This window comes from Aliinostoc maniaoense (assembly GCF_058172895.1).
Genome location: NZ_CP187952.1, coordinates 3800221 through 3813564, shown reverse-complemented (window position 1 = coordinate 3813564; position 13344 = coordinate 3800221). Strand labels below are relative to the sequence as shown.

Here is a 13344-nt window from a genome sequence, read left to right as displayed (position 1 = left end):
CTTCTTATTGGTGCGCTTGCTAATCCTCAGGGCTGGAGTTTCCATCAACCATTACCCCGCAAGGGGACTGAAACAACGCATCTTATAAGGCAAAGGATAGCGAACCCTGGTTTCCATCAACCATTACCCCGCAAGGGGACTGAAACTTCAAGAATCAACGAAACGTCTTCACCGGACGTAGTAGTAAAAGTTTCCATCAACCATTACCCCGCAAGGGGACTGAAACTAATAAAAGCCCGGTTTCTACCCGGGCATCCAAAAACGTTTCCATCAACCATTACCCCGCAAGGGGACTGAAACGATAGTTAGAATACAGAAATACAGTATATATAAGTACAGGTTTCCATCAACCATTACCCCGCAAGGGGACTGAAACAGTAGGTAACGCTTTGAGAAATGCAGATTCAAAAACAGTTTCCATCAACCATTACCCCGCAAGGGGACTGAAACCTCAAGTATCCTTGGGTGGTTTTGCTAGCCGCTATAGTTTCCATCAACCATTACCCCGCAAGGGGACTGAAACGATTTTCAGCCAGAATGTCTAAGTAGAGCTTGTTAGTTGAGTTTCCATCAACCATTACCCCGCAAGGGGACTGAAACTGTCTAGAGTAAAAAGAGTGTTACTAAATAAGCAAGTGTTTCCATCAACCATTACCCCGCAAGGGGACTGAAACTAAGCAATGCCGACGGTGGCGGAGGGCAGAATAACTGTTTCCATCAACCATTACCCCGCAAGGGGACTGAAACAAATTAACTAAATTACTTGTAGCAACCAGAACTCCATTCAAAGTTTCCATCAACCATTACCCCGCAAGGGGACTGAAACAAAAATTGAGGAACAAGCACTCTTAGCATCGACGAATGCGTTTCCATCAACCATTACCCCGCAAGGGGACTGAAACGCCATCAATCTTTTGTGCCAGCTTGTTCCAGGCGCGTTTCCATCAACCATTACCCCGCAAGGGGACTGAAACTATGAATATAATCGTAATATCGCCGAAATTAATCGGTTTCCATCAACCATTACCCCGCAAGGGGACTGAAACTTGATTTCTACACTCTCAAAAAAAAATCCCCTTTTTGTTTCCATCAACCATTACCCCGCAAGGGGACTGAAACTTTGTTAAATCTTTTGTCTCAAATAAGATTGCAGCAAGTTTCCATCAACCATTACCCCGCAAGGGGACTGAAACTATAAATTGCTTCGTACCAGGGATGTAACATGGCGTTTCCATCAACCATTACCCCGCAAGGGGACTGAAACAGACGATGGGGACGCGACCTAGTATTCGAGCTAGTGTTTCCATCAACCATTACCCCGCAAGGGGACTGAAACAATACGCTTATCTCTGCTTTCGTAGGGATAAATACGTTTCCATCAACCATTACCCCGCAAGGGGACTGAAACTCAAGAAAAACGCTATCACCGTGAAGGCGTACCAGCACGTTTCCATCAACCATTACCCCGCAAGGGGACTGAAACAAGATTCCCAGAACTTAATCATGGACAAGCTGGGTGTGTTTCCATCAACCATTACCCCGCAAGGGGACTGAAACCATAGGTTGCCATCCTATGTAGACCCCTTGCGGGGTGTTTCCATCAACCATTACCCCGCAAGGGGACTGAAACTGGACATTTTAAGGTCAATATCGTAAATGATTTGAGAGGTTTCCATCAACCATTACCCCGCAAGGGGACTGAAACATATCTGGTCAGCAGAATGGGGTGAACGTCCTCCTTTGTTTCCATCAACCATTACCCCGCAAGGGGACTGAAACAAAATACTTAGGAGTCCCGTTTCCTTTTATACAAGTTTCCATCAACCATTACCCCGCAAGGGGACTGAAACGATAGATTAGAGATGGCGGCGATCGCGGTCGCTAGGTTTCCATCAACCATTACCCCGCAAGGGGACTGAAACAAATTACCTTGACAGTATTTTTGTGAACTACTAATCGTTTCCATCAACCATTACCCCGCAAGGGGACTGAAACATTACTATCTATATGTTTTAGATACTCGTTATATTGGTTTCCATCAACCATTACCCCGCAAGGGGACTGAAACCACACTAGCCACAGGTAAAAAGATGATGATACATATTGTTTCCATCAACCATTACCCCGCAAGGGGACTGAAACATCAATCCCTTATCCTTTAAACTTTGTTTAGCTGGTTTCCATCAACCATTACCCCGCAAGGGGACTGAAACATTATGGGATCACTTAACTCTTGCTTGATGATCACGTTTCCATCAACCATTACCCCGCAAGGGGACTGAAACTTTATAAGGGAAATCTTTAATACCCACGATAGCAAGTTTCCATCAACCATTACCCCGCAAGGGGACTGAAACTCCCCCCGGAGTCATGTTATAATAATTACAGTATCACGTTTCCATCAACCATTACCCCGCAAGGGGACTGAAACACTCCGGGGGAAGATTTGTCCCCTTTGGGGTATTTGTTTCCATCAACCATTACCCCGCAAGGGGACTGAAACGGGACTATTAAAAATGATGACGAAGAAGTAAAGGGTTTCCATCAACCATTACCCCGCAAGGGGACTGAAACTATTCTAACCCAACCTGAGTATGAGCGAACGAGCAGTTTCCATCAACCATTACCCCGCAAGGGGACTGAAACGGGCAATTTCGCTTCAGACGATTAGTTCCATCTATGTTTCCATCAACCATTACCCCGCAAGGGGACTGAAACTTTTTTCAAGAAATCAGCAACCTGCTTTTAGTCAGGGGTTTCCATCAACCATTACCCCGCAAGGGGACTGAAACCTGTTAGATCAGATCACTGTACTGCAAAACACTAATGGTTTCCATCAACCATTACCCCGCAAGGGGACTGGTGCGACTATCAGTTGCTCATGAGAGTGAGTATCTCAGAAATACTCCTGGTTAATGTCTAAACCAGTACCTACCCGAAGGGGCATTGCGGGTAACTGCGGTGTCTCAGAGCTAGAGGGGAAAGCGTAAAATCTACAAGCCGAAGAGTGGACGTAACGCCAAGGTAAAACCACTGACGGGTTAACGAGAGTGAACCTTTGACGAGGCATCGTGAAGCGGAAATACTGAAAACGGCTGAAACAGTAAAAGGGGTGAGATATTCTGTCCTGTCCTCAGAATATAAGACATCAAAACGCCCCCGGTGTATAGAAGGAACGCGCAGTGGTTGTGTCTTTCATGTGTGATATGAAGAAACCCCAATGGAGTCTGACAACTAGAAACGATGCTGTCAGTAAAGCAGGGAGTAATCCCGACTGAATCCTCCAGTGGGTGTAAGATGCTACAAAAAGCGAAAGCTGTGAAGCCGAAAGGCAACGGGAAACCATAACCGCGCAGATAGGTTTAACTAAACCGACCTGAAAGGGTGCAGACGTGTAGCGAGTGAATCCCTTGAAATCAGAGTAACAGGAAACCGAACTGTGCGGGAAAAGTTATGGTGCAATCAACGATTGTGAATGTAACCGACAGGACTACGGACTGGAACAGCATTAACTGGAAAAATGCTTACCGCGTAGTCAGGCGACTCAGACAAAGAATATTCAAGGCAACCAAAGACAGTAACTTTAAGAGGGTACGCAATCTTCAAAAGTTACTCATGCGGAGTTACTCTAACATTATACTTTCCGTGCGACGAGTAACGCAATCAAATCAAGGCAAAAAAACAGCAGGTGTGGATAAACTACTGGTACTGACACCACACGCTAGGGCAACATTGGTAGATATTCTCGCCATGCGCCTACAGTGGAGAGCATTACCAGTGAAGCGGGTATACATCCGCAAATCCAACGGCAAACAACGCCCCCTCGGTATTCCCTGCATCATCGACAGATGTCTCCAGGCAATAGTATTAAACGCCTTAGAGCCAAGTTGGGAAGCACAATTCGAGAGAACATCTTACGGTTTCCGCCCCGGCAGAGGCGCACATGACGCGATAGAAAGAGTACACACAATGTCAAAAGCCAACTCCACTACTAGTTGGGTGGTTGATGCCGACATTGAAGGTTGCTTTGATAACATCGCCCATGCACCGCTCATGCAAACCATTGGGAACTCCCCCGCACGGCAGTTAATACACCAGTGGTTAAAAGCGGGATATGTAGACAAGGGCGTGTTTTACGATACAGAAACAGGTGTACCTCAAGGTGGAATCATTTCCCCACTACTCGCAAATATTGCATTGCACGGTATGGAAGCAGCATTGGGTATCAGATACGATAAACACGGTCATAAAATCGGACATCGTGGTCTGGTACGCTACGCTGATGACTTGGTAGTTTTCTGCAAAACTCAAGAGGATGCCCACAGGGTGGTTGATATCTTGTCCGGCTGGATGAAAACTAAAGGGCTGGCTTTATCAGAGTCTAAAACCCAAATAGTACATCTAACTGTGGGATTTGATTTTCTGGGGTTTAACATCAGATGGTATCAAGACAAAAATACCAAAACCGGGCGGAAAGTATTAATCAAGCCCAGCAAGAAATCTTTGCAAGATGTCCGAGACCAGATTCGCCAAGTTTGGCTAGAGAATAAAAGCCATAATGTCAATTATCTCATAGGCAAGCTCAACCCGATAATTCGCGGTGTGGCTAATTACTATCGGACAGTTGTTTCCTCACATATATTCGCCAAACTAGATAGATGGATGTATGTGCGACAGCAACGGTACGCCAAGAGAATGCACCCAAATAAAAGCTCACATTGGCGCAAGCTTCGCTACTGGGGGAACTTTAACTTGGATAGAAATGACTTTTGGGTGTTTGGGGACAAACGTTCTGGTCAATATCTACTCAAGTTTAGTTGGTTTCATATCAAACGGCACACTTTGGTTAAAGGTGATGCTTCTCCTGATGACCAACACTTACGTGTTTACTGGGAACAACGACGCAAGAAGCAATCTCGCTGTTTGATTCCTAGTTACCAAAAGTTAGCCCGAAGACAAGGGTATAAGTGTCCTATTTGTGGCGAGTCTCTGTTTAACAATGAGTCGCTACATAAACACCATAAAATCCCTTGTGCTGCTGGCGGTAATGATAGCTACTCTAATTTAGAGTTGGTGCATTTCTACTGTCACCAACAAATACACTCAGTAGGGCGCAAGTCTGAAGGTGAGGTGTTTGTGCAAACACAAAATTGCTTTCATCCACCGATACACTCAGTAGGATTATTAGATGAATCTGAAGACGAGGTATTTAGTCTTTGGTAAGCGTTCGGGTTTGCTAAAGCCGGATGCAGGGTAACTTGCTTGTCCGGTTTGTCGGGGGGAAGGGGATTTCAACATCCCTGCCCTACCCTCTAAACATCAACGACTTCATCCGAAACCCCATGAATGTTCTTGGTTTCCATCAACCATTACCCCGCAAGGGGACTGAAACGTCGTAGGGGGCTTTGATATGAATGCGATCGCCGTTGACTCGGAGGTTTCCATCAACCATTACCCCGCAAGGGGACTGAAACATTTTTTACCATATTCTTAACCTTTAAATCTTCGTAGACGTTTCCATCAACCATTACCCCGCAAGGGGACTGAAACTCCTCTATCATCATCAGGACGCTTCACAAACTTGGTTTCCATCAACCATTACCCCGCAAGGGGACTGAAACATCCTTGATGATGCGATCGCGGTACTCTATTTTTTCGTTGCCAACAACCATTACCCCGCAAGGATTATTAAAGAGTTAAAAGTCTTGATTAAGCTCTTGAATTACTCGTGAAAATTCTTCTGTTAAGAAGTCTGAACCATTCTCACTATATATTTTCTGTAATTCTCGATAAAACCATAAAGTCCCATCTTGACCAGCTTTGAACTGATTCCAGATGCTTCTACCATGTTGTCGATAATCAGCAAGTAGTGATCTAGCATTGTGAAGCTTATCGGCTAAAGAAACTCGCCGGATTGAGGGTGAAGCTTGACGTAGATTGTGCAGATATTTCAGTTTGCGTTCTTCCCAAGGTGGTTTGGGGTAAATATCAGATTCGGTACAGCCATCAATTATCGCTACAACCGTCTCACCAAAACGCTGACGGATTTCTTCACGGGTCGATTGTCCACCCTGATCTTCAACTGCATCATGTAATAAACCAGCGATCGCTTCTTCTTCAGTGCCTCCAGCTTCTAGTACGAGTGCGGCGACACTCAACAGATGAGCCACATAGGGAACACCACTAATCTTGCGGGTTTGGTTAGCGTGGAGACGAGTGGCGTAAATTAATGCTGATTCAAATTTAGCTGTCAGTTGAACTGTCTTCATAGTTTGAGTCGTATTAGTAATAAAGTTGAAATGCTGCGACTAAATCAGTGGCAATACTTTGCCTTAAATCAAAAGGCAGCAGAACCTCACATTTGGGTTGCCATGCACGTAAACGCATCTTAATACCATTATCTTGATCGCGGTAATAAACTTGGTAATAAGCGTCTTGTGGAGAACGATTCATCAATATATTTAACAAGACTTGTTGATGTTGTGGTTGAGTAACGTGAAACTTGATTAGATGCTGTGCTTGTTGGTATGTAATGGGTTGAAAAGTCTGGTGGCGAATAGTGTTTTGAATGTAGCGGTCGTTATAATCACGATCAAATCTGAGCAGCATAAGTCGTGATGGCAAATAGAAATCAAACCCCCAAGCGTTAGAAATTTCCTCAGCAATATAATCTGGGTTCAGAGAAGATAATTTGGGATAAGATTGTCTTAAATTTTGGGGAATTTGTACGTTATCCCATGCTAAGGATGTGATGTTTTGAATCCGGTCAAGACGGAAGTTATACCATTCAGTTTCTCGATCTGGACTTTCGCCGTAAGCACAGAGATAAACTGCTCTTTGCATATAATAAATACATACTGGGTAAACAATACACCCTACTACATTACCTGTTCTTGCGCTGTCATAAGTGAGTTTTATAGGGGGTACAGGTGTTTTTGCCCATAGTTGTCTCAACTGAAATTGCAAATCATCAACTAAATCGAGAGTGCTATGAGGAATTACATAATCTAATTGCAAGAAAAAACGCTGTACACCATTGATTTTGTGAGAGTGAGTTGCTGCAATTGTTACTAAATCTTCATGCAAAAAGCTGAGTTCATCACTATTGATTTTGTCGATATTATCATCTGTAGACGTAACTGGACGTGACGGAAATTCATTGACACGATGATATTTTTCATTCTTATATACCAGCCAACCCAACTTTACTAAGGTTTCTAGATCACCTTGCAAAGAACGACGGGTTACTCCGAACAATCTTTTATTTAAGATTTTGTCTAATTTAGATTTTTCTATACCAGTGTGTGCCAGCATGATTTCTTGCCATTGGTCAGCTATAATCCCAGTTTTTTCATTAAATAACCACTCTTTTGTTGTTTTGGCACAGGGGCAATTAGGATCATGTAAGCTAGGAATTTTTTCTCCTGGAGGATGTTTGGAACTGAAGAAGATATCACGCCAGTCGGCATAAGTAAAAGAATTATTTAAGAGCAAACGGTCTTGAGTATCTCCATAGAGTGAACGTAACCACACCCACAACCGAATTGTCCGCAGCAGTTTTTGTTTGAGTAAACCACGGGCTAACCATTGTAGTAATTCCACCTGGGGAATATCTTGGAATACTAATTCAGACACTAGGGAAATCTCAAAATATAACTTTCTTTAAGATACACTGTCTTGGAAGACATATCTTCCAAGGGCGTGTATGATATACGCAACAAATTAAACCAAAGTAATGAATACTTATAAAATTGACTTAAAAGACGGGATTTTGCGAGTTGCATTTGGTGAACCTGCTCAAAATGACCAGATTGTACGTGATGCCGCCGCAAGGCTAGAAGAAATGGCTGTATCAGGCGAACTAACTGGAGGCCAGTTGCTGAAGATTAATGGCCCTATTTCTATACCAGTGGCATTTGTTTTAGCACATAAACTTGCTCATATTTACGGAGCAGTTGCCTTTTACGATCCCAAATTAGGTAAATATGTGATTTGCATCACACACAATCCTAGTTATAAGTTAGGAGACTTAATTGATTGATATTTGCTGCATATAGCAGATGGGCGTAGCTACTGGTAGATGGTATGACAACGTATCACATTAATTTAGAAGGTGATGTTTTAAAAGTCAGGTTTGGTCAACCTGCACATGGCGACCAGATAGTGAGGGATGCGGCGGCACGTTTAGATCAGATGTTGGCCTCTGGTGAACTATCTGGAGGCAAGCTACTGAAGATAGACGGCCCGGCATCTGTAGCTGTGAGTTATCTGATAGCACATAAGATATCTCATCTTTATGGTGCGATCGCTATTTTTGACCCGAAGATTGGCAAGCCAGGCTATAAAGCTTACATTGTGGCTGCTACCCACACTCCGGCTTATAAATTGGGTGAAATTATTGAAACAAATGAGCCACACAAGAGTAAGCCAATTATTAAAGTTGTCCTTTGTGGCCCACCACAGTCTGGAAAGTCATGTCTGCGTGAAGGTTTAAAACAAGCCATCACCAATATTGCAGGCGCACCCTATCCTTATGTGATCACAGCCTGTCCAGATGGTGAAGGTGCTTGGTTTTCCGAAGCTGCACGACGAGATTTGGATTTAGCCAGAAGGCTGAAGGATGAGTATAAAGCTAAGTTCACCCCAGAGTTTGCCATCAAAGCGGCGGGTTGGGTACGCAGTGCCAATACACCACTCAATATTATTGATATAGGTGGTAAAATTACTGAAGAAAATCGCGTAATTGTGCGTGAAGCTACTCATGCAGTGATTTTGGCTGGGGATAGAGGGAAGGATGAAGTTCCTCTGTGGGAAGAGTTTTGTCGGGATTTGAATATACACATCATTGCTAATCTTGATAGTGACTATCAAGGAACAGAAGATAAAATTGTTACTCAAATACCATTGCTAACTGGTAGCGTTCATTACCTTGAGCGAGGTGAAGATATTTCTTCTCGTCCGATGGTGCAGGCTTTGGCGCAGGTGTTGGTGGGGTTGTGTAGGGGGTAGGGAATGTGTGGGAGTTGGGGGAGTGATGCCTGCGGTGGGCGTAGCCATCGCTCATCTTGAAAAGTTTTTGTGAACTGCAATATTGAGAAATAGATTATGTATTTGGTACTTATTGAAACATCTGGGAATCAAAACTACATTTTTTCAACCAACAAGCTAAAGGAAAACATTGGTGCTTCTGAGTTGACCTATCGTGCTGGTACAACTTGGGTATTAGAAGCTGTGGATAAAGTAAATAAATCTACAAAACTTTTGGGTCTTTTCAAAAATGGAGAGGAACTGAGAGATAAACTTTTGGATACCAAAAAATTAAATCCACCTATTGACACAAACGATAATATTAAAGTTGAAGTAATTGTAGCAACTTCGGGAAAAGCTCTTTTACTAACAACACAAAAAGAAATTGCTAAAGAAATTATACAGTATGTTACTCACTTAGCTGTCAAAGAAGCACCAGGTTTAGATATTTGTGGTGTTATTCATCAATTCGATTGGGATAACAATAGTTTGGGAGAAATCAACCGGAAAATACATCAGAAATTTGCAACAGTTCGCTCTCAAAGACCTGCCCCCAATTTAAGATTTTTGCGTTTACCAATAATAGATGAATGTTCTACAAGTGGTTTACCTGCTTCTCAAATAGATAACACTGAAGGAGAAACTGTAGTTAGGTCTGTAGTCAGTTGCAGTAAAAGAGATTCTAGCGAAGAAGGTCTGAAACGGATTAGAGAATTACTAAAAAAAGAAAAACCTGAAATTAATTTCCCTAATAGCACTCGTCAATTAATTGACTATTTGGAAAATGAAGGAACATGGTTATCTGTTATTCATGCTGATGGTAATGGCTTAGGAGAAATATTTCTAGATTTTGAAAAGCATATAAAAAATGAGCATCAAAATTGTGCTGAAGCTAATAGAAACTATGTAGAAAAACTGAGAAAGTTTTCTATCGCATTAGATATTTGTACAGAAAAAGCTTTTATTTCTGCCCTTGATGCTTTTAAAGCTACCGATAAAAAATTAGTAACAATCATACCATTAGTTTTAGGAGGTGATGATTTAACTGTAGTCTGTGATGGTAAAATTGCTATTGAATTTACAAAAAAATTCCTAACAGCTTTTGAAAAAGAAACAAAGAGTCAATCCCAAGAACATTTAGATGGCATCATTCCAGAAATTGCAGAAAAAGCATTAGGTGTTCCTCGTCTTTCTGCTTGTGCGGGTATAGCAATTATTAAACCAAAATTTCCCTTTTCAGTGGCTTATGAATTAGCAGAAAAACTGATGCAATCTGCCAAAGAAGTCAAGAAAAAAGTTAAACATCCAGAAACAGATAAACCTTATCCTTGTTCTGCTTTTGATTTTCATATCCTTTATGATTCTAGTAGTGTTGATTTCAAGACTATTCGTAGCAAGCTAGAAAGCGAAAACCAAAAATTACATAATCGTCCTTATGTAGTCACTTGTGAAGATGATCTCACAAAAGCAAAGGGTTCGGAATGGGCTAAATTTCATCAAATTTCTAAATTAGAAGCAAAAATTAAAGTTCTTGTAGCTAAAGATAAAAATGATGGTGGTAAAAGAAAATTACCTAATAGTCAAATCCACGACTTAAAAGCAGGATTATTTTTAGGTAAAGAAGTTGCTGATGCGCGATATCGTTTAATTAGAGATCGTTATCATGATCAAAATATTACCACTTTAGCAGGTAGTCAAGATTCTCATTCTCTTTTTGAAAAAGAGCCACCAGATTCAGTAATTGATATTACTGGACTATTAGACGCTATAGATGCAGCCGAATTTTTAAATGTAGAGGATAAAAATCATGCCTAAAAAGAATAAACAAAAACAAACTCAGAAAAATCAATCTCAAAATACAACTAATATGACACTGAATCGGTCAAATACTGCAAAGTCTGAACAACCAAGTAGAAAACTGACCATCAAAATTAAGCTTACCAGTGATTGGCACATAGGTTCTGGTGCAGGAATACCAGGAGATATTGACAGTTTAGTACAAAAAGATCAAGATGGACTTCCTTATATACCAGCTAAAACTCTGACAGGTATTTTACGAGATGCTTGTGAGTTAGTAGCTTTTGGTTTAGACAATGGTGCTGAAAACGGTGTTTGGCAACAGTGGGTAAATTATTTATTTGGTGAACAACCTGCTTTAGCAACAGAAGCAATAGAAAAAGAACCTCTTCCTGCGGCTTTATCTATACGTGCAGCATATTTTTCAGATTCTTTAAGAAAAGTTTTAAAGAATAAACCCAGTGTGAAAAATGCTCTAACTTTTGTAAAACCAGGAATTAGTATAGATGCTGAATCTGGTTGTGCTAAAGAAGACTTTTTGAGATTTGAAGAAGTAGTTAGAGGTGGTGCTGTACTAGAGGCTAAATGTGAATTAAATTTACCAACAAATAAAGAGCAACAAAAGACTGCTCATGCGTTATTAGTTGCTGGTACTAAATTTGTAGAACGTCTAGGTGGTAAACGTCGCAGAGGAGCAGGAAAGTGTGAATTAGAAATTAAAGGTGAGGATATAAAATCTTATATTGATTGGATTTCAAAACATCCTCAACCACAAGTACCATCAATTGATAATGTATCAGAAAAAGAAGATACAAAAAATACAGGATATGTAAACGAGCTTGTAAATGAAGAATGGGTAGAAGTTAACTTAGGAATTACTACAAAATCTCCTCTGATTATTTCTAAACGCACTGTAGGTAACGTAGTTGAGACACTTGATTATATTCCTGGTACTCATTTACTAAGAATAATTATTAAAAAATTAAGTGGTTTAGATGTAGATTTAGGTAGTGCGATCGCTCATGGTGATATCATAGTTACTAACGCTACATTAGAAGTGAATGGACAGCAAGGAAAACCTGTTCCCCTAGCACTTTTTCATGAAAAGTTAGCAGGTGGATTAGATAAAGGTGGCAAGATTTATAACCGCTTTTATGAAGACGAACCAGAAGGACGACAATTAAAAGGTTATCGTTCAGGGTATATTGACTCTACAGATGGAACAATTTTACCTAAGCATGAAACAATCAAAATGATTGTGGGGACTCATAATACTGTTGATGATAAAGCTCAAAGTCCTACCAAAAATTCAGGAGGAGGTATTTATAGTTATGAAGCTATTCAACCAGGAACTAAACTACAAGCTAAATTGAAGCTGAGGAAATCTATAGCAGATGTCATAGATAAACACAAAAAAGATTGGTGCAAATCTTTAAGCGGTGATTATCGAATTGGACAATCAAAAAAAGATGATTATGGTGATATAACTTTAGAGATTTTAACCAATCAAGAATCGGAACATCAAAAACCAGCAATTATTAATAATGAGTTAAATGAGTTAACAGTCTGGTTACTTTCTGATGTATTGTTACGAGATGAAAGATTACGACTAACAACTGATATTAATTGTCTCAAAAAAGAGTTAGAAAATCATTTGGATGTGAAACTTGATATCAAATCTTCTGAAGATAAAAAACTCTCATTTATAGCGAGAACACATCGGATAGATTCTTGGCAAGTACGCTGGGGATTACCTCGACCTTCTTTAGTTGGACTAGCTGCGGGAACTTGTGTTGTTTTTGAAATCACAGAAGGAACACTTGAGCAGAAATTATTAACTCAAATTCAATCAAGAGGTATAGGTGAACGCAGAGCAGAAGGTTATGGACAAATTTGTTTTAATGAACCAATTTTAGTAATAAAAACTTCAGAAATAGAACAAAAAACAAAACAAAATCAATCAGAAAATCCCACTAACAATTCAAATCACGATCTTGAAGATGAGCAAGATATTATTAATTATGCTCGTATTCTTGAAACAGCCGCATGGAGAGAAATTATTCATCGAGTATCCTTAGTTTTAGCATCGAAATATCGCTCTAGCATTTTAGACATCAAAATTGAAAACACAGAAAGTAAACCTCCTATGAGTCAATTAGGAAGTTTACGCTCAGTTATAAACCGTATTGAATCATCAGAAAATGAAAGTATAAGAAGATGGATTCAACATTTAAAAGAAACTAAAAATCGTGCTGATAAATGGCCAAGCAGTAGTTTAGAGCAACTTAATCAATTAATCACCAATTCCACAGAAATTTGGCAACATTTATTATCAGGATTAACCGAGTTAGGACATACAAAAGGATTTGCTGAATTTACTCTCACTAAAACAGGGGAGGAAAGACTTAAACAAGAATTGTGGTCAGAAGCAGTACAAATTTTAATAGATGCTTGTATCCGCGCTCATAAACGTGAACTTGAAAACCAACAGAAAAACATTCAAAAAGTAGGATAAAAATT

The 13344-nt window shown here is 40.5% G+C and carries 7 protein-coding genes and 1 CRISPR repeat array (1 of these 8 only partly in view); of the genes, 5 read left to right on the top strand and 2 right to left on the bottom strand.

All coding sequences use genetic code 11. The features are described from left to right. A CRISPR array of direct repeats spans positions 1 to 2866; the repeat unit is 37 nt; unit sequence GTTTCCATCAACCATTACCCCGCAAGGGGACTGAAAC (it extends 625 nt beyond the left edge of the window). Positions 2867 to 3453: 587 nt separating this feature from the next. Continuing rightward, positions 3454 to 5223, top strand: coding sequence for a group II intron reverse transcriptase/maturase (ltrA, locus tag ACPZ3T_RS16600; RefSeq protein WP_490270585.1), 1770 nt, complete (start codon positions 3454 to 3456; stop codon positions 5221 to 5223). A gap of 473 nt (positions 5224 to 5696) precedes the next feature. Here the strand turns inward: ltrA and ACPZ3T_RS16595 are convergent, their stop codons facing one another. Further along, complete coding sequence (locus ACPZ3T_RS16595) at positions 5697 to 6269, bottom strand: HD domain-containing protein (protein ID WP_490270584.1); 573 nt, start codon at positions 6267 to 6269, stop codon at positions 5697 to 5699. A 13-nt stretch (positions 6270 to 6282) separates the two neighbouring features. After that, positions 6283 to 7635, bottom strand: a complete 1353-nt coding sequence (locus ACPZ3T_RS16590) for a TIGR03985 family CRISPR-associated protein (protein ID WP_490270583.1) — start codon at positions 7633 to 7635, stop codon at positions 6283 to 6285. Between the two features lie 100 nt (positions 7636 to 7735). Here ACPZ3T_RS16590 and ACPZ3T_RS16585 point away from each other — a divergent pair, with 100 nt between their 5' ends. The 4 genes from ACPZ3T_RS16585 (at position 7736) to ACPZ3T_RS16570 (ending at position 13339) form a co-directional block, all read left to right on the top strand. Further along, a complete protein-coding gene (locus ACPZ3T_RS16585; RefSeq protein ID WP_490270582.1) occupies positions 7736 to 8041 on the top strand; it encodes a CRISPR-associated protein Csx3 in 306 nt (101 codons plus the stop codon). Positions 8042 to 8085: 44 nt separating this feature from the next. Continuing rightward, the gene (locus tag ACPZ3T_RS16580; RefSeq protein WP_490270581.1) at positions 8086 to 9009 is read left to right on the top strand and encodes a CRISPR-associated protein Csx3; all 924 of its coding nucleotides are present in this window, start codon (positions 8086 to 8088) and stop codon (positions 9007 to 9009) included. Positions 9010 to 9105: 96 nt separating this feature from the next. Further along, a complete protein-coding gene (locus ACPZ3T_RS16575) occupies positions 9106 to 10842 on the top strand; it encodes a Cas10/Cmr2 second palm domain-containing protein (RefSeq protein ID WP_490270580.1) in 1737 nt (578 codons plus the stop codon). Continuing rightward, positions 10835 to 13339, top strand: a complete 2505-nt coding sequence (locus tag ACPZ3T_RS16570; protein WP_490270579.1) for an RAMP superfamily CRISPR-associated protein — start codon at positions 10835 to 10837, stop codon at positions 13337 to 13339. The genes ACPZ3T_RS16575 and ACPZ3T_RS16570 overlap by 8 nt, the downstream gene beginning before the upstream one ends. Positions 13340 to 13344: the final 5 nt, after the last annotated feature.